The 24,382-nt window shown below is 59.5% G+C and carries 21 protein-coding genes; 7 read left to right on the forward strand and 14 right to left on the reverse strand.

Annotated features, from left to right (window positions below):
* Positions 1-64: 64 nt before the first annotated feature.
* The 3 genes from gshA to FX982_RS08600 form a co-directional block, all read right to left on the reverse strand.
* Positions 65-1,651 carry a glutamate--cysteine ligase gene (gene gshA / locus FX982_RS08590; protein ID WP_172610338.1) on the reverse strand — a complete coding sequence of 529 codons (1,587 nt, stop codon included), beginning with the start codon at positions 1,649-1,651 and terminating at the stop codon, positions 65-67.
* A 197-nt stretch (positions 1,652-1,848) separates the two neighbouring features.
* Positions 1,849-2,232 carry a PaaI family thioesterase gene (locus tag FX982_RS08595; RefSeq protein WP_122623487.1) on the reverse strand — a complete coding sequence of 128 codons (384 nt, stop codon included), beginning with the start codon at positions 2,230-2,232 and terminating at the stop codon, positions 1,849-1,851.
* Entirely contained in the window at positions 2,232-4,556 is a 2,325-nt protein-coding gene (locus FX982_RS08600; protein ID WP_172610339.1) for a Tex family protein, read from the reverse strand. The genes FX982_RS08595 and FX982_RS08600 overlap by 1 nt, the downstream gene beginning before the upstream one ends.
* Before the next feature lie 280 nt (positions 4,557-4,836).
* Here FX982_RS08600 and ompR point away from each other — a divergent pair, with 280 nt between their 5' ends.
* The gene (gene ompR, locus FX982_RS08605; protein WP_065987440.1) at positions 4,837-5,577 is read left to right on the forward strand and encodes an osmolarity response regulator transcription factor OmpR; all 741 of its coding nucleotides are present in this window, start codon (positions 4,837-4,839) and stop codon (positions 5,575-5,577) included.
* Positions 5,578-5,743: 166 nt separating this feature from the next.
* The gene (locus tag FX982_RS08610; RefSeq protein ID WP_065987439.1) at positions 5,744-7,057 is read left to right on the forward strand and encodes an ATP-binding protein; all 1,314 of its coding nucleotides are present in this window, start codon (positions 5,744-5,746) and stop codon (positions 7,055-7,057) included.
* Positions 7,058-7,138: 81 nt separating this feature from the next.
* On the opposite strand, the gene rimK is transcribed toward FX982_RS08610, so the two are convergent.
* The 3 genes from rimK to FX982_RS08625 form a co-directional block, all read right to left on the reverse strand.
* Positions 7,139-8,044 carry a 30S ribosomal protein S6--L-glutamate ligase gene (gene rimK / locus FX982_RS08615; RefSeq protein WP_065987438.1) on the reverse strand — a complete coding sequence of 302 codons (906 nt, stop codon included), beginning with the start codon at positions 8,042-8,044 and terminating at the stop codon, positions 7,139-7,141.
* A complete protein-coding gene (locus tag FX982_RS08620) occupies positions 8,041-8,463 on the reverse strand; it encodes an ATP-dependent zinc protease family protein (RefSeq protein ID WP_237250307.1) in 423 nt (140 codons plus the stop codon). The genes rimK and FX982_RS08620 overlap by 4 nt, the downstream gene beginning before the upstream one ends.
* 75 nt (positions 8,464-8,538) lie before the next feature.
* On the reverse strand, positions 8,539-9,312 hold the full coding sequence (locus FX982_RS08625) for an EAL domain-containing protein (RefSeq protein WP_172610340.1): 774 nt from the start codon (positions 9,310-9,312) through the stop codon (positions 8,539-8,541).
* 119 nt (positions 9,313-9,431) lie between these two features.
* Between FX982_RS08625 and FX982_RS08630 the strand changes: the two genes are divergently transcribed.
* On the forward strand, positions 9,432-9,833 hold the full coding sequence (locus FX982_RS08630) for an RNA-binding S4 domain-containing protein (protein ID WP_122534069.1): 402 nt from the start codon (positions 9,432-9,434) through the stop codon (positions 9,831-9,833).
* Between the two features lie 64 nt (positions 9,834-9,897).
* On the opposite strand, the gene FX982_RS08635 is transcribed toward FX982_RS08630, so the two are convergent.
* Complete coding sequence (locus tag FX982_RS08635) at positions 9,898-10,707, reverse strand: phosphatase PAP2 family protein (protein ID WP_172610341.1); 810 nt, start codon at positions 10,705-10,707, stop codon at positions 9,898-9,900.
* A gap of 98 nt (positions 10,708-10,805) precedes the next feature.
* Here FX982_RS08635 and hslO point away from each other — a divergent pair, with 98 nt between their 5' ends.
* Both hslO and FX982_RS08645 read left to right on the forward strand, forming a co-directional pair.
* Positions 10,806-11,708 (forward strand): Hsp33 family molecular chaperone HslO, encoded by a 903-nt coding sequence (gene hslO / locus FX982_RS08640; protein ID WP_122534067.1) that lies wholly within the window; start codon positions 10,806-10,808, stop codon positions 11,706-11,708.
* A gap of 191 nt (positions 11,709-11,899) precedes the next feature.
* Positions 11,900-13,441, forward strand: a complete 1,542-nt coding sequence (locus FX982_RS08645; RefSeq protein ID WP_172610342.1) for a phosphoenolpyruvate carboxykinase — start codon at positions 11,900-11,902, stop codon at positions 13,439-13,441.
* A 60-nt stretch (positions 13,442-13,501) separates the two neighbouring features.
* On the opposite strand, the gene FX982_RS08650 is transcribed toward FX982_RS08645, so the two are convergent.
* The 3 genes from FX982_RS08650 to FX982_RS08660 all read right to left on the reverse strand — a co-directional run bounded on the left by FX982_RS08650 (position 13,502) and on the right by FX982_RS08660 (position 16,533).
* On the reverse strand, positions 13,502-14,236 hold the full coding sequence (locus FX982_RS08650) for a hypothetical protein (protein ID WP_172610343.1): 735 nt from the start codon (positions 14,234-14,236) through the stop codon (positions 13,502-13,504).
* 232 nt (positions 14,237-14,468) lie between these two features.
* Entirely contained in the window at positions 14,469-15,596 is a 1,128-nt protein-coding gene (locus FX982_RS08655; protein ID WP_172610344.1) for a hypothetical protein, read from the reverse strand.
* A 130-nt stretch (positions 15,597-15,726) separates the two neighbouring features.
* A complete protein-coding gene (locus FX982_RS08660) occupies positions 15,727-16,533 on the reverse strand; it encodes a hypothetical protein (protein WP_172610345.1) in 807 nt (268 codons plus the stop codon).
* A gap of 220 nt (positions 16,534-16,753) precedes the next feature.
* Between FX982_RS08660 and FX982_RS08665 the strand changes: the two genes are divergently transcribed.
* Both FX982_RS08665 and FX982_RS08670 read left to right on the forward strand, forming a co-directional pair.
* The gene (locus FX982_RS08665) at positions 16,754-18,685 is read left to right on the forward strand and encodes a RecQ family ATP-dependent DNA helicase (RefSeq protein WP_172610346.1); all 1,932 of its coding nucleotides are present in this window, start codon (positions 16,754-16,756) and stop codon (positions 18,683-18,685) included.
* 54 nt (positions 18,686-18,739) lie between these two features.
* On the forward strand, positions 18,740-19,168 hold the full coding sequence (locus FX982_RS08670) for an acyl-CoA thioesterase (RefSeq protein WP_172610347.1): 429 nt from the start codon (positions 18,740-18,742) through the stop codon (positions 19,166-19,168).
* Positions 19,169-19,238: 70 nt separating this feature from the next.
* On the opposite strand, the gene FX982_RS08675 is transcribed toward FX982_RS08670, so the two are convergent.
* From FX982_RS08675 to FX982_RS08690, 4 genes are all read right to left on the reverse strand, one after another.
* A complete protein-coding gene (locus FX982_RS08675) occupies positions 19,239-19,700 on the reverse strand; it encodes a glycine zipper domain-containing protein (protein ID WP_037016408.1) in 462 nt (153 codons plus the stop codon).
* 447 nt (positions 19,701-20,147) lie between these two features.
* A complete protein-coding gene (locus FX982_RS08680) occupies positions 20,148-22,478 on the reverse strand; it encodes an FdhF/YdeP family oxidoreductase (RefSeq protein ID WP_163022078.1) in 2,331 nt (776 codons plus the stop codon).
* A 2-nt stretch (positions 22,479-22,480) separates the two neighbouring features.
* Positions 22,481-23,320 carry a formate dehydrogenase accessory sulfurtransferase FdhD gene (fdhD, locus tag FX982_RS08685; protein WP_172610348.1) on the reverse strand — a complete coding sequence of 280 codons (840 nt, stop codon included), beginning with the start codon at positions 23,318-23,320 and terminating at the stop codon, positions 22,481-22,483.
* A gap of 94 nt (positions 23,321-23,414) precedes the next feature.
* On the reverse strand, positions 23,415-24,302 hold the full coding sequence (locus FX982_RS08690) for a LysR family transcriptional regulator (RefSeq protein WP_122534057.1): 888 nt from the start codon (positions 24,300-24,302) through the stop codon (positions 23,415-23,417).
* Between the last annotated feature and the right edge of the window lie 80 nt (positions 24,303-24,382).

Consider the following 24,382-nt stretch of genomic DNA (forward strand, 5'->3'; position numbering starts at 1 on the left):
AGTTGCATCAGGGTCTGCCGCTTTCGCGAGCAGGCCCTTTTACAACATCTTGAACAGCCTCGCGTCAGTTACTGATCGCCAGAATGCTCGCCTGATACGCACCCACAAACGTGTCGAAATCCACTTTCTCTTCGGTCTGTTCCAGCTCCGCCTGCTGGGCCAGGGACTCGCGTGCCTTGCTTTCGAAAGAGGTCTGCTCTTCGGCGCTCAGCGGATTACTGCGGAAATGATCAGCGTGAACCTGTGACTGGCGCAGCGAGAAGGCCGTGAAGCCTTCCTTATGCTCAGTCATCGCTGCGAGCACCTGTGCCGAAGGCGTCAGGGAGGCGTCCGCCACTTTCGCTCGCTGAACGTCCAGCGATTTGACGTGCTGATCCGTGCCGTGGCTGGCGTCGAGCAGTTCACAGATCGGCCTGATCGTGTCCAGCATCTCGTTGGCCCAGACTTTCAGATCAATCGTCGTGTCGTTGCGGTTCAGTTGCAGGCCTGGGCGGCGACCTTCCTTGACCACGGTCAGGAAGTTCGTGCTGGCGTTGCAGCACTCGTTGCTCGCCAGTTGCGGGCTGTCGTGCAGTGCGCAGTACAGAATGAACGCATCAATGAAGCGCGATTGCTGAAGGTCGATGCCCACCGGCAGGAACGGGTTGATGTCCAGGCAGCGAACTTCCACGTACTGCACGCCGCGCGCCACCAGCGCCTGAATCGGACGTTCGCCGGAATAAGTCACGCGTTTCGGACGGATCGTCGAGTAATACTCGTTCTCGATCTGCAGCACGTTGGTGTTGAGCTGAATCCACTCGCCATCCTTGTGCGTGCCGATTTCAACGTAAGGCGCGTAGGGCGTTGCCACTGCACGGCGCAGGCTGTCGGTGTAGGTCAGCAGGTCGTTGTAGCAAGGCGTCAGATCCGCCTGGGCATTGCTCTGGTAACCCAGATCGCTCATCCGCAGGCTGGTGGCGTAAGGCAGATACAGCGTCTCGGCGTCGAACTGCTCCAGCTGATGCGAGCGGCCGCGCAGGAAGCTCGCGTCCAGGGCCGGCGACGCGCCGAACAGGTACATCAGCAGCCAGCTGTAACGGCGGAAGTTGCGGATCAGGCCGATATAGCTTTCCGACTGGAAATCACGGTCACTGCCTTCGAATTTCGCGTCCTGCCTGAGCACGGGCCAGATGGCTTCGGGCAGCGAGAAGTTGTAATGAATGCCGGCGATGCACTGCATGGTTTTGCCGTAACGCAAGGCAAGGCCCTGACGATAGACATATTTCAGCTTGCCGATATTGGAGGTGCCGTAATAGGCGATCGGGATATCCGCTTCGGCCGGCAGCGGGCACGGCATCGAAGGGCTCCAGATGTATTCGCTACCCAGTTTGCTGTACGCGAAGCGATGAATCTTCTCAAGGCTTTCCAGCGTGTCGGCAGGGTTGGCCAGGGCCGGAGTGATGAACTCCAGCAAAGACTCGGAGTAATCGGTGGTGATTTGCTCATTGGTCAGCGCCGCGCCGAGGGCTTCCGGGTGCGGGGTTTGTGCCAGGCGGCCTTCGCCCGTAACGCGCAGGCATTCACGCTCGATGCCATGCAAGCACTTCTCCAGAAGGGAGAGGTTGGAGTGCTCGCCAAGCAGAGTCAGGCGGCGGTTGAGAAGTTCGCTCAAGTTGGAATCCTTCACGCGTCAGTCGGCCCTATATGGGGGCGATATGGCGGTCTACAAGGGTGAAGAAAGGAACTGGCGTTTTCGCCTCGTCGATGGCCCTAACGCCGATGCCCGTCGCTGATCGTTCCTACTAGGAAATCAGAAAATTTCGACACTGCTGAACAGTGCCGAAATTAACTCATAACGCTATCGGACAGCTAGACGATCGCGAACGTGCCCTGCGCTTTGGCAACCAGCTTGTCGTTCTGGCGAACGTCAGCTTCAACCACCAGCGTTCGGCGTCCGGCATGCAGCACCGTGCTGGTGCAGATGACTTCGCCCTCGGCCACGGCGCGCATGTAATTAATCTTGCATTCCACGGTGACGCTTTGCTTGTCGAAGCCGTGGGCGCTGGAGCAGGCCAGGCCCATGGTGATGTCGACCAGACTGAACAGCGCGCCGCCATGCATAACGTTGCCGCGATTGCGCAGGTGTGGCTCCAGCGGCAAGGCCACCACAGCAACGCCTTCGTCCAGTTGCACCACTCGGCATCCGAGCGTCTTGAAGTAGGCGCTCTGGGTCAGTTCGTCAGGGATATCCATCAGCGCTTCTTCAGTTGCTTGGCGTTGGCGAACAGCGACGCCATCGGGTTATTGCTCGGCGCCGGGGTGGCGGCTTCCTTGCGAGGGGCATTGCTTTGCTGCTGACGCGGCGCGGCTCCCGGACGGGCACCGCGAGCGCCATCTACTTTCTCACCCGGTGTATCGCTCATGCGCATCGACAGACCCACGCGCTTACGCGGGATGTCCACCTCCATCACCTTGACCTTCACCACATCGCCGGCTTTGACCGCCTCGCGTGGGTCCTTGATGAACTTCTCCGAAAGCGCGGAGATATGCACCAAACCGTCCTGATGCACGCCGATATCAACGAACGCGCCAAAGTTGGTGACGTTGGTGACCACGCCTTCGAGGATCATGCCCGGCTGAAGGTCCTTCAAGTCCTCAACGCCGTCCTGGAACTCGGCGGTCTTGAAGCCCGGACGCGGATCCCGGCCTGGCTTTTCCAGCTCTTGAAGGATGTCGGTGACGGTCGGCAGGCCGAAGGTTTCGTCTGTGAATTTCTTCGGATCGAGACGCTTCAGGAAACTCGCGTCGCCGATCAGCGAGCGGATGTCGCGATCGGTCTGGGCGGCAATGCGTTGCACCAGCGGATACGCCTCAGGGTGTACGGCTGACGAGTCCAGCGGGTTGTCACCGTTCATCACGCGCAGAAAGCCTGCAGCCTGCTCGAAGGTTTTCTCGCCCAGACGCGGGACTTTCTTCAGCGCAGCGCGGGTTTTGAACGCGCCGTTCTGGTCGCGGTGGGAAACGATGTTCTGCGCCAGCGTGGTGTTAAGGCCGGAAATCCGCGCCAGCAGGGCCACGGAAGCGGTGTTCACATCCACACCGACGGCGTTCACGCAGTCTTCCACCACTGCGTCGAGGCCGCGGGCCAGCTTCAGCTGCGATACGTCATGCTGGTACTGGCCAACGCCGATGGATTTCGGGTCGATTTTCACCAGTTCGGCGAGCGGGTCCTGCAGGCGGCGGGCGATGGACACGGCGCCGCGGATCGAAACGTCGAGGTCCGGGAATTCCTTGGCGGCGAGTTCCGACGCCGAGTACACCGAAGCGCCGGCTTCGGAGACCATGACTTTGGTCATCTTCAGGCCTGGGTACTTTTTGATCAGATCGCCGGCCAGCTTGTCGGTTTCGCGGCTGGCAGTGCCGTTGCCGATCGCGATCAGGTCAACCGAGTGCTTGGCGCACAGGGCAGCCAGCACGGCGATGGTCTGATCCCACTGGTTTTTCGGTACGTGCGGGTAAACCGTGGCGTAGTCCAGCAATTTGCCGGTGGAATCGACCACGGCGACCTTGCAGCCCGTGCGCAGGCCCGGGTCGAGGCCCAGCGTGGCGCGCGGCCCCGCAGGAGCGGCCAGCAACAGGTCGTGCAGGTTGTGAGCGAATACGTTGATCGCTTCGGTTTCAGCACCTTCGCGCAGCTCGCCGAGCAGGTCGGTTTCGAGGCTGGAGTACAGCTTGACCTTCCAGGTCCAGCGCACCACTTCAGCCAGCCATTTGTCCGCAGGGCGGTTCTGATTCTGCAGGCCGAAGCGCTCGCTGATCATCATCTCGCAGGGGTGCAGGGTGCCTGGCAGTTCTTCACCGACTTTCAGCGCCGAGCTCAGCACGCCCTCGTTGCGACCCCGGAAGATCGCCAACGCGCGGTGCGACGGCATGCTCTTGAGCGGCTCGTCATGTTCGAAGTAGTCGCGGAACTTGGCGCCTTCTTCCTCTTTACCTGGCACCACCCGGGCACTGATCACGGCCTCGTGCTTGAGGAAACTGCGCAGCTTTTCCAGCAGCGTCGCGTCTTCGGCAAAGCGCTCCATCAAAATGTATTTGGCGCCTTCAAGTACGGCCTTGACGTCGGCGAAGCCTTTTTCGGCATCGACGAAGCGCGCGGCTTCAGTTTCAGGGGACAGGGTCGGATCGTTGAAGATGCCGTCGGCCAGCTCGCCCAGGCCGGCTTCCAGTGCGATCTGGCCCTTAGTGCGGCGCTTCTGCTTATACGGCAGGTACAAGTCTTCAAGGCGGGTCTTGGTGTCGGCGAGCTTGATGTCGCGCGCCAGTTCAGGGGTCAGCTTGCCTTGCTCTTCGATGCTGGCAAGGATGCTGATGCGGCGCTCGTCGAGTTCGCGCAGGTAGCGCAGGCGCTCTTCCAGATGACGCAGTTGAGTGTCATCGAGGCTGCCAGTGACTTCCTTGCGGTAGCGAGCGATGAAAGGCACCGTTGAGCCTTCATCCAGCAGCGCTACGGCCGCTTCGACCTGTTGCGGGCGGACGCCGAGTTCCTCGGCGATGCGGCTGTTGATACTGTCCATAAAACCACCTGGCAAATGTGTGTGCATAAAATCAGCGACTGGCGAACCGCCTTGAACGAGCGTTGCCTGACCTTGAAGGCGGCGCATTATACCCAGTGAGCCCTGAATAGGGGATCGGCCCGTCGATACGCCGGTTTCAGCCCGCTCAGACGCTGTGAATTCCCCTCAGGCGACTGGACGAGAGCGCCCATGTGGAGTCAGGAAAAATCTGCTAACAATGCACACGGTGCGCATAACTGCAGCTACGCCATAATGCGCGCCGAGATCAAAGGAGCTTCCAATGAGCAGCACTGCACAAACGGCTGAAGGCGAGAAAATCCTCATCGTTGACGATGACCCGGGCTTGAGCAGCCTGCTAGAACGCTTTTTCAACAGCAAGGGCTACCGCGCCCGGGCTGTGCCCAACGTGGAGCAAATGGATCGGCTGCTGGCGCGCGAAGTGTTCCACCTCGTGGTGCTGGACCTGATGCTGCCGGGCGAGGACGGCTTGTCCGCCTGCCGCCGTCTGCGCGCCGCGAACAATCAAGTCCCCATCATCATGTTGACCGCCAAGGGCGACGAGCTTAGCCGCATCAAGGGCCTTGAGCTCGGCGCCGACGACTACCTCGCAAAACCTTTCAATCCTGACGAACTGATGGCTCGCGTCCGCGCCGTGCTGCGTCGTCAATCCGCACCCGTACCCGGCGCACCCGCCACCGAAGACGAAACCGTCACCTTTGGCGATTACGCTCTGTCGCTCGCCACTCGCGAGCTCAAGCGCGGCGACGAAGTTCACATGCTCACCACCGGTGAATTCGCCGTGCTGAAGGCATTGGTCATGCATGCCCGTGAACCGTTGACGCGGGACAAACTGATGAACCTGGCCCGTGGCCGCGAATGGGACGCGCTGGAGCGCTCCATTGACGTCCAGATCTCCCGCCTGCGTCGTCTGATTGAAGTGGACGCTGCCAAGCCGCGTTACATTCAGACGGTTTGGGGAGTGGGATATGTTTTCGTGCCAGACGGTGCCAACAAGCAGTAACAGCAAGTTCGACGGTAACCTGCCGGGCCAGTCTTACGCCCGCCTCCGTTAGCCAGTCACCTCAATGTTCGCGAAAGCGGCCATTGGCGTGACTGGTTTTTGCTGTGTCATGTGTTCCGCAAATTCGCGAGCCCGCCTCGCTTCCGCAAAGTGTATAGCTGCTGTTATGAAGACACCGCTCTGGTTCCCGCAAAGCTTTTTCTCCCGCACCCTGTGGCTGGTGCTCATTGTCGTGCTGTTTTCGAAGGCGCTGACCCTCGTCTATCTGCTGATGAACGAGGATGTTCTGGTGGATCGCCAGTACAGCCACGGCGTTGCACTCACTTTGCGGGCTTACTGGGCGGCCGATGAGAGCGACCGGCAGACCATCGCCGACGCTGCCGGGCTTATCCGTGTGGTAGGCGGCGGTGTGCCTGAAGGCGAGCAGCACTGGCCGTACTCAGAGATCTATCAGCGGCAGATGCAGGATGAGTTGGGCGCTGACACCGAAGTGCGCCTGCGTGTCCACGCGCCCCCCGCACTGTGGGTGAGGGCGCCGAGTCTCGGCGATGGCTGGCTGAAGGTGCCGCTGTACCCGCATCCCTTGCGCGGGCAGAAAATCTGGAGCGTGTTGGGCTGGTTCCTGGCGATCGGGTTGCTCTCGACGGCATCGGCGTGGATCTTCGTCAGCCAGCTCAATCAGCCGCTCAAACGCCTTGTTTTTGCCGCGCGCCAGTTAGGGCAGGGGCGCAGTGTGCGTTTGCCGGTCGGCGACACGCCCAGCGAGATCACCGAGGTGTACCGCGCGTTCAACCAGATGGCCGAAGACGTTGAGCAAGCCGGTCAGGAGCGCGAGCTGATGCTGGCCGGGGTTTCCCACGATTTGCGGACGCCGCTGACCCGGTTGCGCCTGTCACTGGAGTTGATGCCGACCAACAACGAGTTCATGGAAGGCATGGTGCGCGACATCGAAGACATGGACGCCATCCTCGATCAGTTCCTGGCATTTATCAGGGATGGGCGTGATGAAGAGGTCGAGGAAGTCGATCTGGTCGAGCTGGTCCACGAAGTTGTCGCGCCATACAACAACCCGGTGGAGCAGGTCCGGCTGTGTCTGGAGTCCATTCCGCCTTTCCCGCTACGACGGGTTTCCATGAAGCGGCTGCTCAATAACCTCATCGGCAATGCCATGCACCATGCTGGTGACGGCGTTGAAGTGGCGGCCTACGTTTCCGGCGACAGCGGTGCGCCCTATGTGGTGCTAAGCGTGCTGGATCGCGGTATGGGTATTGATCCGTCGGAACTGGAGGGGATTTTCAATCCCTTCATCCGTGGCGACCGCGCCAGAAGTGGCAAGGGCACAGGACTTGGCCTGGCGATCGTCAAGCGCATTGCGGCGATGCACGGCGGCAATGTCGAGTTGCGTAATCGTTCGGGAGGCGGGCTGGAGGCCAGGGTTCGGTTGCCGTTGGGGCTGTTGCTGCCGCGGGATGCCGATTGATTGGTTCGTGATTCTGCCTGGGGGCCCTGGGCGACTGGCGTGCTCGCGACCAAAGCCTCCGTGCAGAAACGGGCTAGGGCGTTAGCCTTTGCCTTTGGTGCGGGTCATGTGCGGCCCGCCGTTTTTCTCGATGTACTCGATGATTATTCCCGCGACATCCTTGCCGGTCGTGGTTTCAATGCCTTCAAGACCTGGCGACGAGTTCACTTCCATCACCAATGGCCCGTGATTGGAGCGCAGGATGTCGACACCCGCGACACTCAGGCCCATGACCTTGGCGGCCCGAATGGCCGTCATTCGCTCTTCGGGGGTGATCTTGATCAGGCTGGCGGTGCCGCCGCGATGCAGGTTGGAACGGAATTCCCCGGGCTTCGCCTGACGCTTCATCGAAGCAATGACCTTGTCACCCACCACGAAGCAGCGGATGTCGGCGCCACCCGCTTCCTTGATGTACTCCTGGACCATGATGTCCTGCTTCAGACCCATGAAGGCCTCGATTACGGATTCAGCCGCCGTCGCGGTTTCGCACAACACCACGCCAATGCCTTGCGTACCTTCGAGCACTTTGATGACCAGGGGCGCGCCGTTGACCATTTGAATCAGGTCTGGGATGTCATCCGGTGAGTGAGCGAAGCCGGTGACGGGCAAACCGATACCCCGACGCGACAACAACTGCAGCGAGCGCAATTTGTCGCGCGATCGTGCGATCGCGACGGATTCATTGAGCGGGAACACGCCCATCATCTCAAACTGACGCAGCACGGCGCAGCCGTAGAAGGTCACGGAGGCGCCAATGCGAGGTATCACCGCATCAAAGCCTTCCAGGGGTTTTCCTCGGTAGTGGATCTGCGGCTTATGACTGGCGATGTTCATATAGGCGCGCAGGGTATCGACCACCACGACCTCGTGGCCGCGCTGAATGCCAGCTTCGACCAGACGACGAGTTGAATACAGACGCGGGTTTCGCGAAAGCACAGCGATCTTCATGCAGCACCTGTGGCAGAGAGATTTGAAGCCGGGAACACCGGCTTGTCCTGAATATAAGTAACACCCGGATTGACCACCAACTGGCCATCAATCAGGGCTTTGGAGCCCAGCAGCAACCGGTAGCGCATGGCCTTGCGGCAGGCCAGCGTGAATTCCACTGGCCAGACCCGATCCCCCAGCGCCAGTGTCGTACGAATGACATAGCGAACCTGAGCGTGGCCGTTGGAGCTTTTGATGGTTTTCATCGCCACCAGTTGAGCCTCGCAGCGACGATGACGCAGCTGCACCACCGTCCCCAGATGCGCATTGAAGCGCACCCATTTTTCGCCGTCCCGTTCGAACGGTTCTATTTCTGTCGCGTGCAGACTGGACGTGCTGGCCCCGGTGTCGATTTTCGCGCGCAACCCGGCGACTCCCAGATGGGGCAAAGCCACCCATTCGCGGAGGCCGATAACTGTCAGATGGTCAAATGTTTTCAAAGCGGTTCCGTTCGTTTACACGTTCTGCCAGGCGGCGGCATCGATATGCGCCAACGCCTGGAATGCTGGCTTGGCGAACCAGTAGCCTTGCATCAGGTAAATGCCGCAGTCGGCGAGGAAATCCCGTTCGCCTGCATGTTCAATGCCTTCGGCGATCACTGTAACGCCCAGGTCCGCACACATTGTGACAATGCCGCGCACGATGGCCTGCCGTGCGGGGTCGAGATGAACATTGCGCACCAGCGCCATATCTAGCTTGATCAAGTCAGGCTGAAAGTCGGCAAGAAGGGTCAGTCCCGAGTGCCCGGCGCCAAAGTCGTCGATGGCGGTCTTGAAGCCAAACTGGCGGTATTGGCGAAGAATGTTGGTCAGGTGGCTGTTGTTGCAAATGTGCTCGGTTTCGACGGTTTCAAAGATCAGTCGGTCCAGCGGAAAGTTGTGGGCCCGGGCGGCTTCCAGGGTGCTGCGAATGCACAGTTCGGGGCGATAAACCGCATTCGGCAGGAAGTTGATCGACAGGTATTCGTCCATTCCCAGCCGGGCGGCAGTTGAAATCGCGCGGGTTCGGCACAATTGATCGAAACGGTAACGGTTGGTGTCGTCAACCCGGTTCAGCACAGACAAGGCACCCTCGCCGTTGACGCCACGTACCAACGCCTCGTGGGCAAACACCGAGTGGTCGCGGACGTCCACGATAGGCTGGTAGGCAAACTCAAATTCGAAATCCAGCGCGGAGCTTTCTTTGCAGCCCTGGCACCCACCAGTCAATGACGTTGGGAAGTCTGTCACGTCGTTCTCCTGAAGCCGGTGCTTTAGTCTTGGTGGGCAGTGTAAACGAGGGTGGCGGTTACTGCGTCCCCGGCGTGACGTAGTACGGTTTCTGACCATTACACGATTGAGGAATTCAGATGACACAGAAGTCAGACGAGGACGACAAAGTCCGTCTGGACAAATGGCTTTGGGCGGCACGCTTCTTCAAGACGCGCGCCCTGGCGAAAGCCGCCATTGAAAGCGGGAAGGTCCATTGCCGCGGCGAGCGTTGCAAGCCGGGAAAAGAGCCGCGTGTGGGGGATGAGTTGCAGATCAGAGCAGGCTTCGATGAGCGGACCGTAGTCGTCCAGGCATTGTCGATCGTGCGCCGTGGCGCGCCTGAGGCTCAGCTGCTGTACAGCGAAACGCCGGAGAGCCTTGCCAAACGCGAGCAAGCCGCGGAGATGCGCAAGGCCGGAAGCCTGGGCGTGACGACTGACGGCAGGCCGACCAAGAAGCAGCGCCGGCAATTGTTTCATTTTCGTTCGGGTGACGACTGACGATCTCGCCGCTTTCCGGGATCGCGCACTCATCGACCCCGGACTGCTAGTGGCGACAGGCAGCTTACAAATGAGAGCCCTGCTTCATGATGCTCAGGCATTTGAGCAGCGGCAGGCGGCCCAGCACATTGAAGGCGGGCGCGGTCAGTCGAAACAGGAAAGCGGTGACGGTGGCAACGAACGGGGTGTAGCAGCTCCAGCCAAGGGCGAGCAACGCGATCATCACGCCGCCGATGTAATCGTCCTGACCCCAATGAGCGCCAGCAACCAGGCGCGGCATCATGAACAGGAACGCCAGCGCCCAGATGACGACACGCTGGCTGACCGTGCGGCTATAGACGCTCATGAACATCGCCCAGATCAACAGCACCGAAGCGTGGTCCCCCGGGAAGCTCTGGCTGGAGCGATCCTTGAGCTGCCATTTGTCTTCAAGCCCCGGGAATATGTCGCTGAGCTTGATGGCATCAGGGATCATCATCGATGCGCTGTCATGTTGCAGCGCGCTGTGGTCGATGATCTTGGAAAACACCGTGCGGATGATAAGCAGCAGAATCAGCGTCAACACAAAGCCGATCAGCGCAGCACGCGTTTGCAGTGATTTGAATACCCACTCGCCTTTGATAAGCAGCGTAAGAAGGATCAGGCCAACGACGACATCGAAGGGCCGCATGCTGGCAATCGTCCAGATCCACAACCACGCCTTGTTTTGCTCAAGCGGGCGGTTCAGTACGTGAAACAGGCCTTCATCGAAGTGCGTGAAAGCCGCGTGGCCCGTGGGCCAGATCCAAAGCAGCAGCAGTGCCAGTGCCACCAGATTGCACAGCATGAATTTTTTGGCGTTCCACTTGGGTTGGAACAATGCGGGATAGTCCATAAAATGCCCCCATCGGCATGACAGTGCACCCGTCGGTGCTAAACCGCGCTTTATAGGCGCTTGTCATCATTTTGTCATCCATTCAGATACCTTCTCCTATGTCAGACTTTGCGGATACCGATTACACCCAGCGCTTCATCTTCGACGAGAGCGACGTTCGCGGCGAGCTCGTGGCCCTTGAGCGCAGCTACGCCGAGGTACTTGCCAAGCATCCGTACCCCGAGCCAGTCGCCCAGTTGCTCGGCGAGATGCTCGCCGCCGCCGCGCTATTGGTCGGCACACTGAAGTTCGACGGCTTGCTGATTTTGCAGGCGCGGTCGCTTGGACCGGTATCGTTGCTGATGGTCGAGTGCTCCAGCGAGCGGGAATTGCGCGGCATCGCGCGCTACGACGAAACCCTGGTCAAGCCTGACGCCACGCTACTCGACCTGATGCCCAATGGCGACCTGACCATGACCATCGACCCGCGTCAGGGCAAACGCTATCAGGGCATCGTGGGCCTTGATGGCGTCGACCTGTCGGCGTGCCTGTCCGAGTATTTTGTGATGTCGGAACAATTGCCGACTCGCTTCTGGATCAAGGCCGACGGCAAGCGCGCACGGGGCCTGCTGCTGCAACAGCTGCCAGCTGAAAAGCTGAAAGAGCCTGAAGAACGCGAGGCCAGCTGGCAGCACGTCAACACACTGGTCGACACCCTGACCGCCGAGGAACTGCTCAGCCTGACCAACGAAACCGTGTTGCATCGGCTGTTCCACGAAGACGTCGTGCGCATGTTCGACGTCCAGCCATTGGTGTTCCGTTGCAGCTGCTCACGCGAACGTTCTGGCAATGCGTTGGTCAGTCTTGGTCTGGAAGATGCACAGCAGTTGGTGATCGAGCATCACGGTGCGGTGGAGATCGACTGCCAGTTCTGCAATCAGCGCTATCTGTTCGATGCAACCGATGTAGCGCAGCTGTTTGCAGGGGGTGGGGTGGATACCCCTTCCGATACCCGCCATTAATGTAGTGCGGGTCCTGCGCTGAAAGCTTTCCGCCCGGCCCGCTTGACTCTTCTTCATGTAGTTCTGACAGGAGGGCCCTACCTTTTTTGGGCTTTTCTGGCATAATCCGGCCACTTTTTAGCTGTAGTAGTGTTGGTTTTTCTACTACAAAACGTTTGGAGCACTCGGCCATCGAGCCGACGGGGAATCTCATGACGCAAGCCAATAACGCCGTTCACACCGATCTCAGTGTCGACGATCTGGTTAAAGAAGCCCTCAAACGCGAAGAAGGCGTGCTGTCCGATACTGGCGCACTCGTCGTGGAAACAGGCCACCGCACAGGCCGCTCGCCTGTCGACCGCTTCATCGTAGATGAACCGACCACTCAGGCCGCGATCGCCTGGGGTCCGATCAACCGCAAATTCCCTGCCGATAAGTTCGACGCTCTGTGGGCCCGTGTCGAGGCGTTCAACAACGCCCAGGAACACTTCGTTTCCCACGTTCACGTAGGCGCAGCCGAAGATCACTACCTCGCGGTCAAGATGACCACGCAGACGGCCTGGCAGAACCTGTTCGGTCGCTGCCTGTTCATTAATCCGGCCCAGTACAACCCGGCCGGTCGTGAAGAATGGCAAGTGCTCAACGTGGCCAACTTCGAGTGCGTGCCTGAGCGTGACGGCACCAACTCCGACGGTTGCGTCATCATCAACTTCGCTCAAAAGAAGGTGCTCATTGCCGGTATGCGTTACGCCGGTGAAATGAAGAAAGCCATGTTCTCGGTGCAGAACTTCCTGCTGCCGGCGTCTGACGTGCTGCCAATGCACTGCGCGGCCAACATCGGTGAAGAAGGCGACGTGACGCTGTTCTTCGGTCTGTCCGGTACTGGTAAAACCACGCTGTCCGCCGACGAGACCCGTTACCTGATCGGTGACGACGAACACGGTTGGGGCGAAGGCGTTGTCTTCAACATCGAAGGCGGTTGCTATGCCAAGTGCATCGACCTCTCCGAGAAGAACGAGCCGGTTATCTGGAAGGCCATCAAGCACGGCGCTGTGCTGGAAAACGTGGTGCTGGACGCAGCCGGTCATGCCGACTACGCCGACAGCAGCCTGACTCAGAACAGCCGCGCCGCTTACCCGCTCGAGCACGTTGAAAAGCGCTCCGAGAAGAACCTGGGCGGCGAGCCAAACGCAGTCATCTTCCTGACCTGCGACCTCACCGGCGTGCTGCCACCCGTGTCGATCCTCAGCGAAGAACAAGCGGCCTACCACTTCCTGTCGGGTTACACCGCACTGGTTGGCTCCACTGAAATGGGCTCGGGCGCTGGCATCAAGTCGACGTTCTCCACCTGCTTCGGCGCACCGTTCTTCCCGCGTCCGGCGGGCGAATACGCAGAGCTGCTGATCAAGCGCATCCGCGGTTTCGGCTCCAAGGTCTATCTGGTCAACACCGGCTGGACCGGCGGCGGCTACGGCGTCGGCAAACGCTTCAATATTCCGACCACCCGTGGTGTCATCGCGGCCATTCAGAGCGGCGCGTTGATCGGTGCAGCAACCGAGCACCTCGACACCGTTAATCTGGACGTCCCGACTTCCGTACCGGGCGTCGAAACCGGACTGCTCAACCCACGCAACACCTGGGCTGACAAAGCAGCGTACGACGAAGCAGCCAAAGCACTGGCCGGCCTGTTCATCGAGAATTTCAAGAAGTTCGAAGTGAGCGACGCAATCAAGGCAGCGGGTCCGAAGCTGTAAGATCGGCACCTGTTAAAAAGAAACCGCCCTTCGGGGCGGTTTTTTTATGCCTGCGCGATGTTATCCGTCTGCTTTCGTCGTTGCCGGAAAGTCCTGGGTGATATCAAAGCTGCCCTTCGCCACAACGCTTTTCGCGTTACACAGCCTGGCGTCGAACCCCGGGTGGCGCTCGCCATGCTCTGCCGCGTAAGCAGCGGCTTCCCGGGTGCAGTCGTCGGTGGGTTGCTCAGGTGACAACGCCGCATTGAACTGAAACGTACCGATCAACCGGTAGCGGTCGAGCAGTTTATTGGGGGAGTTTAGCTTCTCGATTTTGCTGAAGACGAGTTGGACGTTGCTGTTGCTGCCGTTCTTGTCCGTATCGAAATACTGGTAGTACGAACCGGTGTCGTAGGACGCGCTGTTTTCATCGTGGGCAACTTCGACGCGGCCTCCCTGAAACATGATCGCCTTCTTTTCCTGATCGGGGTTATCGAAGGAGAATCCGAGGATCGGCCCGATGCTGACCTCATTGCGGTCACCTTCTGCTTCCTGGTCCGCGCTCAGCGTCAACCAGTTGGAGCCAGGCAGTTTGCCGGGCAAGAAGCCCAGGCTCACCTGATCCCCGCGAGCTTCGTAATGAAGGTTCAACGCACCGCTGACATCCACGCTCATGGTTTTCTGCGCTGGCGAGGCGCTTGCCGTCGCGACGTCGGAGGTCTTGGAATCGTCGCCGCAGCCGCACAGCATGGCGGTCGTGACGGCCAATAGCAGCGGGAAAAGGCGGGTGGTGGTTCGCGTGGCTGCTTGAAGCATGGTGTTCCGTCCGTAATCGCTGCGGTTGGCTCTGACTGTCGCTCCGTATGACCGCAGAAAGCGCTGACGGGTCAATCGAGCAATGATAAAAAGCGGAACGAAGAAACCGCCCTCGTGGGCGGTTTCTTCAGGAATTCGGTTTTCGCCACCGCGGCGCTCGGCGAGGAGGCCATTGGCGATGGACTGGACAGCCATAAAACGGCTTTAGTCGCCCGTGACGCCGAGCATGGTTTCAGCAGATGTCTTTGTAGGCTTCATTCCCCTTAGCGAGTGTTGCCGCCAGGCCCTGCGCTGGCTTGAATGGAGTACCGGCAACCATGCTGAAGCCAGTCCCTTTATCTGCATAGCTGACATAACGCTCTGTTTTATGGTCTTCACGCAAGGCAGTGTAAGAATGATTGCGCATCCTGATGAAGTCAGCCTCGTGCATGACGATGCTCTGATGAAGCCGGCTGACATCGATCGCTGACAGATTCAGTTTTCGTTGCAGCTTCGTGCCCCATCGGGACAGGCAGACTTCGGCATAGTGTCGAACGATTGTGCCCGGTTCTGTGAGGTCTCCTGGCCCGCTTGCCCCTGTGAGCGACGCATTACCTACCAAAGACGCATGGCGCCCTGCCATGGGAAAGATGCTGACCTTAGTTCTGGCGTCTGTTTTCGGAATGACGCATGAGAACCCTTTAGAGCGTTCGTCGCGGGCATAGAACGCCACGTATTCTTTGACGTTGCTGCCGAGAGAAACTTTCTCAAGTTGGTAATTCAAGGGACCGGGTACCGGATCTACCGCGAATATGTTGACCGGTATTTGACGCGTGACCGGATTAGCCATCAGCGCGTTGGCGAGCATGTGGCAACTTATCCCGCCACGGCTCCACCCCACCAGGTTGATCTGTTTGGGAAGCAAGCCGTCTTTTCTCAGGTTCTTGATCAGCTGTTGCTGGAGTTCCTGCGGGCTGATGCGATTGCCGTAGTCGTATTGCCGCCAGAACCACGAGCCGTGTGCCTGCGCGTCTGGAATAGGCACGTCGGCTCGCTTGAGACGCTGGTAGTCGGCTTCAGACAGCTTGGTTCTTTGCCAATCGAATTGGCCCCGGATGATGTTGACAGCATGCTGCACATTCTCATGCCAGCCTTTGCCGAATGCAGTGCCAGTCCAGCCAAATCCTTTGGATTCGGTAAACAGTTCGTCGGCCTGCATATTGCCGCTACCCGGGCCGTCGATAACAATCCACTCCGCGAACTCGTGACCGGCAATGTTATTGGCCAACGTCGCAACCAGTTCACCGTTCCAGTAGTTCTTGTGCAGGTTGTCGTATTTAGTCGAGCCCGTGCCGCAAAAGAAAATTGTAAATGTTGTCATGTTTCTAACCTCGTTGGTTGATAGGAATCACGAGGTTAGAAGACTGTTTGGGGAAGCGTCCGCGGTTGTTGTTACTTCATGTTGAGTGACGAGCGTAAATGAATATCCAGCGGCGTGAATGGGTTATCCATCACGCTGAATAATCCCGGGCCGCTGTACAGTACTGTTCTTGCGCCAGTTTATTTTTATCACTTTTGTCTTTGGCGACGCGTTTGCTCCAATCGCTGCACATGTCTTTGAAGTAGGGTACGGCAGCCCGGCGGCACTCACGGTGTTCGACACTGTCGGCCAAGAAGTTCATGCAGACACTGCTGGTTTCAATATGATTGTTGGAAATACGATAGCGGGCTTCATATCGGTTTCGCCCGTCGATTTCACGGATAAACACACCCGCTACTTCATAACGCCGAGCGGGCTCGGTTCTGGGTTTGGCGGCTGCGGACTTGTAGTTCGCCATGTAACGCTCTGAAACCATGCCTTGGGGGCGGACGACTTGGGCGTCGTTGCCCTGAGCGTCTCCGAAGCGGCAGTTGACGACATCCTGGTCGATGAGGTTGCCGCTTTTCAAGCAGGTATCGAGCGGCCGCGCGGTGACGGGTTGCGAGACATCAGCCTTGGGGGCGATATAAACGACTTGTTCGATGTTGCGCACTTGAGCAACGGGTTGTATCGCCTCGGGCTCGCTGACGACTTCTGCGGTGGGCGGGGCGGGAATGACCATCGCTGCTGGTTTGGGTGTGCGAAACATCTGGGCGATCAGAAAGATAATTGCGATCAGCAGCGCCAAGCAGATCAGAACGCTACTGAACGGCCAGTTGCCATTGCCGGACGCCGCGGTTCGCCGGGCAGGATGAGAGCCGAGCACAACGTCGAACTGGCCGGGGGCCAGCCGTTGCATGGTGAGCCCGTCATCCTCGGGCTGGGGGGTGGATTGCATTGCCTCTCCTTGGCGAATCGTGTGGTGTCGACCGGTTTGCAGTCGGTCGGGGCGCGTCGCGCGAGATTAATCCTCGGAATGACGTTTTGCCAGCATTGCGCGCGGTGTTTGTATCCGGGATGTATCCTGTCCGATATTTCTGTAATGGTTTAGGTCTATTGCGCCCGGACCCACCGCGCTATGGTTCACGCCCTGGCGACGGTCAAAGGAGTGGCAGCACATGCATCAAACCCTTGAGCAGGTTTTCGGTTATCGGCAGTTTCGCGCCGGACAAGAGGCCGCCATCAGTGCGGTGTTGGCCGGGCGCTCCGCCGCAGCGATATTTCCCACAGGTTCCGGTAAATCCCTCTGCTATCAGCTGCCGGCATTGCTGCTGCCGCATCTGACGTTGGTGGTGTCACCGCTGTTGGCGCTGATTCAGGACCAGTTGGCTTTCCTGCAGCGGCACGGCATTGCGGCGGCGAGTATCGACTCCGCGCAAAGTCGCGACGAGGTCGCCGATGTCATGGCCCGGGCGCGTTCGGGTGAGCTGAAAATCCTGATGATTTCCGTCGAACGCCTGAAAAACGAACGCTTCAGGCATTTCATCACCCAAGTGCCGATTTCCCTGCTGGTCGTAGACGAGGCGCACTGCATCTCCGAGTGGGGCCACAACTTCCGGCCCGATTACCTCAAGCTTCCTGATTACCAGCGCGAGTTCAACATCCCCCAGGCGCTGCTACTGACAGCGACCGCGACACCTCAAGTCATCGATGACATGCAGAGCAAGTTCGGCATCGCGCCGGACGATGTGGTGACGACCGGTTTCTACCGGCCAAACCTTACCCTGAGGGTTGAGCCCGTCGCAGGCCGGGACAAGCGCCGGCGGCTGGTGGAGTGGCTCGGCGAACGGGCCGGGCAGCCGAGCATTGTCTACGTCACGTTGCAGAAAACTGCCGAGTTCGTGGCCGCTCATCTGTCGCAGAACGGCATCCAGGCGCACGCCTACCATGCCGGCCTGCCCCACGATAAGCGCGAGTCGATTCAGCGCCAGTTCATGGAGGGGCGGCTCAACTGCATCGTCGCCACGATCGCTTTCGGGATGGGCATCGACAAGAGTGACATCCGCAACGTCGTCCATTTCGACTTGCCCAAATCCATCGAGAACTACAGCCAGGAAATCGGTCGTGCAGGCCGGGATGGGGCGACGTCGGAGTGTCTGGTTCTGGCCAATCGCGACAGCCTGAACGTGCTGGAGAACTTCGTGTACGGCGACACGCCGGAGCAGGAAGGCATTCGACTGGTGCTGGAAGATCTGCAAGGCGCGCGCAACGACAGTCAATGGGAGTTTCTGCTGGCGCCCTTGTCGGACCTCAGCAACATCCGCCAACTGCCCCTCAAGACGCTGCTGGTGCAACTGGAACTGCGCGGGATCATCGCGCCGCGTTATTCGTATTTCGCGGAGTACCGCTTCAAGTACCTGATTGAGCCGCAGGTGCTGGTGCAGCGGTTTCAAGGCGAACGACGCGAATTCGTGCAGGCGCTGACCGAGACATCAAGCCGGGCGCGGACGTGGGCAACCGTGAACTTCGACGCGATGTATCAGCAGTATCAGGCCGAGCGCGGGCGCGTGGTGACGGCGCTGGATTTCTTTCAGGAGAAGGGCTGGATCGAGCTTGAAAGCAAGCAGATGACCGAGGTCTACAGCCTGATCGCTGCCGACTTCGACGCACAGGCGCTGAGCGAGGAGTTGCATGACTACTTCGTCCATCATGAAAAGACCGAAGTCGCGCGCATCCACGCGATGCTCGAGCTGTTCGCCAGCGAGCAGTGCCTTAGTCATCGTCTCGCTCAATATTTCGGCGACGACCGTGCGCCCGAGCGCTGTGGTCATTGTTCGGTGTGCGAGGGCCATGTGGCCGTACTCCCCGAGCCGCCAGCCTTGACGTCCTTGAGCGAGCAGGACTTTGCGGACCTGTGCAGCGATTTCGTCAGCAAGCACCTCGAGGTCCGAGGGCATGAGCCTGGAGCTGAGTGCCTGACGCGGTTTCTCTGCGGGATCAGCGTGCCGATGTTTACCCGGCTCAAGGCCCGTAATATCGGCGGATTTGCTGCGCTGGAGGCATATCCATATGCGGAGGTGCGTCAGTGGATTCAGCGCCAGATTCAATAGTGGTCACGAACCTCATGAACGAAGAAGCACAACAGACACACCGGAGGGAGCCACATGAACGACACCCCGCAGCGCGCCGACTACCGCCACTTTCAGCCGATCGTGACGCGTTGGCACGACAACGATGTGTACGGCCATATCAACAACGTCACGTACTACAGCTTTTTCGACAGCGCGGTGAATACCTATCTGATCGAACAGGGCGGGCTGGATATTCATGACGGTGAAACAGTGGGATTCGTGGTGAGTTCGTCGTGCGATTACTTTGCATCGATCGCCTATCCCGAGCTGATCGAGGTCGGGCTGCGGGTCGGCAAGCTGGGCAACAGCTCGGTGCAATATGAATTGGCAGTGTTCAAGGCGGGAGAGGAGGAGGCGCGGGCAGCAGGCCGCTTCGTGCATGTGTTTGTGGATCGGGCGTCCAATCAGCCGGTGCCGATCCCGACAGGGTTGCGGCAGGCGCTTGAGCGATTGGTGGCCTGAACATGAAACCGGCCGCGTTATCGGCGGCCGGCGTTCATCGGGTCAGACGCGCGAGAGGAAGTCGACGGCATCAGTCACGATGGTGCTTGCGATGGCCATACGCGTGGCCACGACCATGCTTGTAGTCGCGGCGATCGCCACGGTAGCCACGGCCTCGGTCGTCGTCACGGCGGCTTTCGTCGCCCATGTAGTTACCAAGTGCGCCGCCTGCGCCGCCGCCTGCTGCTGCGCCGATCAAACTGCCGGTGCTACCACCGACGCTGCGACCGATCACGTTACCGCCAGCGGCACCCAGGCCGCCGCCGATTGCGGCTTCGGTACGGTTCCGGCGATTGGCGCCCACTGCGCCACCGGCCGCACCGCCAAGGCCGGCACCAATTGCCGAACCTGTGCTGCCGCCGACCTGTTGGCCAACGACGGAGCCGAGTACCCCACCCAATGCGCCGCCCACGCCGGCCGTCACGTTATCGCCTGCTGAGGCAAAACCGCTGACCAGTGAGAACGACAACAACAGAATCGAGGAATACTTCATATATGGATGCTCATAGGGATGACGCCGCGATCCTGCGATCATGAAGAAAATGTCACAATCGAATTCCGACGAATAACACGACCTGTATACAAAACGCTAACTTATTGTTTTGGCTCGGGAACCTAAGTCAGGTTAGTGAGTCATACGCTACTTGATAACGGCCCGAATCTCGCGATTCGGGCCTTTTTTTGTGCCTGCAGGAAGGGTGAGCTTTTTCTTGCGACGAGGCCGGTACATCCGCTAACTATCCAGCGGTTGTCAGATCCCCTTCGCGAGCAAGCTCGCTCCCACGTGGGCAGCGGTCAACTTGATATTTGGCCAAGCCGCTGGACCTGTGGGAGTGAGCTTGCTCACGAATGGGCCGGAACATTCAGCCAATTTCTCTAGAGACTGAAAGCATGTCTATGTGGGCCATCTCGCCCACATAGACATGCTTTGCTACGCAGATCAGATAATCCGCGCTGTTTCCGCGTGGCGCTCAAGCTTGATCGCGACGAACTTGGACGTTGGCGTGCTGCTGCCGTCGCCGACGCTTTCCAGCGGTACCAGCGGGTTCACTTCCGGGTAGTACGCAGCAGCCTGGCCAGCCGGGATGTCGAACGGCAGCAGGGTGAAGCCCTTCACGCGCCGGGTGATGTCATCGCCCCAGATCGACACGATGTCGACTTTCTGACCCGGTACGAAGCCCAGCCGAATGATGTCGGCCTCGTTTACGAACATCACGTCACGCTGACCTTTAACGCCGCGATAACGGTCGTCCAGGCCATAGATGGTGGTGTTGTACTGATCGTGCGAACGCATCGACTGCATGATCAGGTCCGGCACGATGCCTGTCCCGCGCACGCTTTCATGCACCAGATCGCTCGGCAATACGTTCGGCTTGAAGTTGGCCCGCGCACTTGGCGTGTTCCAGCGACGGGAGCCTGCGGCGTTGCCCAGATAGAAACCGCCCGGGTTCTTGATCTTCTCGTTGAAGTTCTGAAACGACGGAATGGTGTCGGCGATCAGGTCGCGAATGCGGCTGTAGTCCGCTACCAGCCACAGCCAGTCTACCGGCTGCTTGCCCAGCGTTGCGTTGGCGATGCCTGCCAGGATCGCAGGCTCGGAACGCATCTGCGCTGACAGCGGCTTGAGCTGGCCGTTGGACGCATGAACCATGCTGAAGGAGTCTTCAACGGTCACCGCTTGCGGGCCTTCGGCCTGGATGTCGATGTCGGTACGGCCGAAGCACGGCAGAATCAGCGCCTCCTTGCCATGGGCCAAGTGGCTGCGGTTAAGCTTGGTGCTGATCTGCACGGTCAGGTCACAGTTGCTCAGGGCTTCGAAGGTGCGCGGGCTGTCCGGAGTTGCCTGGGCGAAGTTGCCGCCCAGACCAATAAAGACCTTCGCGCGGCCTTCCAGCATTGCGTGAATCGCTTCAACGACGTTATGGCCGTTTTCACGCGGTACCTTGAACTGGAAACGTTTCTCCAGCGCATCGAGGAAGAACGCCGGTGGACGCTCGTTGATGCCCATCGTGCGGTCGCCCTGCACGTTGCTGTGGCCGCGCACCGGGCAAAGGCCAGCACCGGGCCGGCCGATGTTGCCGCGCAGCAGCATCAGGTTGGAGACTTCCTGGATGGTCGGCACCGAATGGCGGTGCTGAGTGATGCCCATCGCCCAGCACATGATCACGTTCTTGCCTTTGGCGTACATGCGCGCGGCGAGTTCGATGTCGGTCAGTGGCAGCCCCGACTGCTCGACGATGAATTCCCACGAGGTGTCGTCAATGGCGGCGAGGTATTCCAGCACGCCATTGGTGTGTTCGTTGAGGAAGGTGTGATCGAACACCGACGGCTCGTTGCTCGCCTGGGCTTCACGCTCCCACTGCAGCAGGAACTTGGCCATGCCGCGCAGCAGGGCCATGTCGCCGCCCAGTGCCGGACGGAAATACGCCGTGTTGGTCGGCTCCGAACCGTTGCTGAGCATTTCCAGCGGATGCTGAGGGTGCTGGAAACGTTCCAGGCCACGCTCTTTCAGCGGGTTGACGCACACCACTTGGGCGCCACGTTTAACCGCTTCACGCAGCGGTTCCAGCATGCGCGGGTGGTTGGTGCCCGGGTTTTGGCCGAGGACGAAAATCGCGTCTGCGTGTTCGAAGTCTTCAAAGGTCACTGTGCCTTTGCCGACGCCCACGCTTTGCGACAACGCAACGCCGCTGGCTTCGTGGCACATGTTCGAGCAGTCAGGGAAGTTGTTGGTGCCGTAGGCACGCACGAACAGCTGATACAGATACGCCGCTTCATTGCTGGCACGGCCCGAGGTGTAGAACTCGGCCATGTTCGGGCTTGGCAGGCTGTTCAAGTGCTTGGCGATCAGCGCGAAGGCGTCGTCCCAGGCGATCGGCTTGTAGCGATCGGTTTGAGCGTCGTAGACCATCGGTTCGGTCAGACGGCCCTGGTATTCCAGCCAGTAATCACTTTGTTCGAGCAGCGAGCTGACGCTGTAGCGAGCGAAAAAGGACGGGTCGACGCGGCGCTTGGTCGCTTCCCAGTTCACTGCCTTGGCGCCGTTTTCGCAGAACTTGACCATGCCGCTTTCCGGCGAATCGCCCCACGCGCAACCCGGGCAGTCGAAACCGCCGTTCTGATTGGTCTTGAGCATCGTGCGGATGTTCTTCAGGGCGTTGTCGCTGGTCAGCCAGAAGTGGGCGACGCTGATCAATGCGCCCCATCCGCCGGCCGGGCCTTTGTAGGGCTTGTAGCGGGGGGTCGATACCTTGTCGGCTTCTTTATGCATGCTCACGCTTGATTCTCCAACGCAGGACTGTAAACCCGCGGCGCACTGTGTTTAGGCAGATGAATGAGGTTGAGGTTGTGGCGGCGAGCCCATTGCAGCGCCAGCCCGGTGGGCGATGACAGGCTGACCAGGGTCTGAATGCCGGCACGTAATACTTTTTGAATGAGTTCGAGACTGCAGCGGCTGGTGACGATGGCCAGACCGCCCGTGGTCGGGATGTCCTGGCGAATCAGCGCGCCGATCAGCTTGTCCAAAGCGTTATGTCGGCCGATGTCTTCACGACCTAAAAGAATTTCGCCGCGAGCGTCCATGAACATCGCTGCATGGACGGCGCCGCAGTGTTCGCCCAGCGGCTGAAATTGGCCCATACGTTCGCGCAGGCCTTTCAGCCATTCGGCGGGGGGAAGGGGCGCGCCGGGCAGCACGTTGAGCTCGGGCAACGCCTGCTCAACGGCTTCGACGCCACACAGGCCGCAGCCGCTGGTGCCGGCCATTTGCCGACGCTGGGTCTTGAGATTCCAGAAGGCGCGGCTGGCGATTTCCACTTCTGCGGTCTGCGCAGAGCCGCAGCCACCGAGCTTGATGTCGTAGATCTCATCCGGTGATTCGATGAGTCCGCTGCCGATGCTGAAGCCGACGATAAAGTCTTCCAGATCGGTGGGCGTGACCAGCATGACCGCCTGACTGATGCCGTTATAGGCAATCGCCAACGCGACTTCCTCGGCAAGCACATTGGGCTCGCTGACGTCGTGATCGAGGTTCGAATAGCTGTAGGACTGGCTTGCGGCGGGCGCGGGCAGTTGTTGTGCGGGCGCCGTGATATCCATGTGCTTGGCGTGCATCGGGAGTGACCGGCAGATTGATTAGGCTTAAGCCTAGGCCTCTGGTCGGATAACGTCTAATTGCTAGTACTGATGCACCGATAGATGACGTCGATCAAGATGCTTCCATCATCGTGTGGTACAGCGCCAGGCAAGCTTCAGCCAATGCCGAACGTGGCGCGGAACGTCGCATGATCAAGCCAAGCCGGGCGAGGGTTTGCGCGTCTTCGATGGGCTGCAGACGTAGATGCTCAGTGAGGTATTCAAGGCCGCCGTGCAGCGGCATGATCGCGCAGCAGAAACCGCCATGAACCGCTTGCAGCAGTTGATGCACGGCGTCGGTCTGGATGATTGGCTGCGGATGAAGGCCGCGGCTGTGGAAGTTGTGATCGATGGACTGCCGAAAGTGCATGCCGCTGGTGAGCATGCCCAGGGGCAATTCGGTCAGGCTTTCCCAGCTTGAAGTGGCTTCGGCAAAGCTGAAATAACGCTGGTCGTACATCACGCCCATGCGGGTTTCGGCCAGTTGCAATGAGTCAAACCGTTCGGTGTCCAGCCGGTCCAGATACGAAACCCCGAGGTCCAGGCGGTTACTGGCGAGTTGGTCGAGGATCTGCTCGGAGCTCAGGGATGAAAGTTCGAAGCGCATGTTCGGGTGCAGGGAGTGCAAACGTTGCAGCAAGGGCAATGGATCAAAATTGGAGAGCGGCACCACGCCCAGCCGTAATGTGCCGACAAGATGCCCGCGACAGGCGGCTGCTTCAGCCTGCAAACCGTCGTACGCCGCCAGCACGGTGCGCGCCCATGCCAGAACGCGTTCGCCCGGCGCAGTGAAACCTTCGAAGCGTTGGCCGCGATTAACCAGTGGCAGGTCCAGCTCTTCCTCAAGGCTGCGCAGACGCATCGACAGTGTCGGTTGCGTGATGTGGCAGCGCGCAGCCGCCTGCCCAAAGTGACGCGTTTCGTCGAGGGCGATCAGAAATTTCAGCTGTTTAATGTCCATCTTCACTCCAGAAGGCACAGGCTGGCCCGGCGAAGTCTATCGCGACCGAACGTCAAATGGCTTGAAACCTTGAGGCGCGG

The sequence above is a fragment of the Pseudomonas graminis genome, from assembly GCF_013201545.1.
GTDB lineage: Bacteria > Pseudomonadota > Gammaproteobacteria > Pseudomonadales > Pseudomonadaceae > Aquipseudomonas.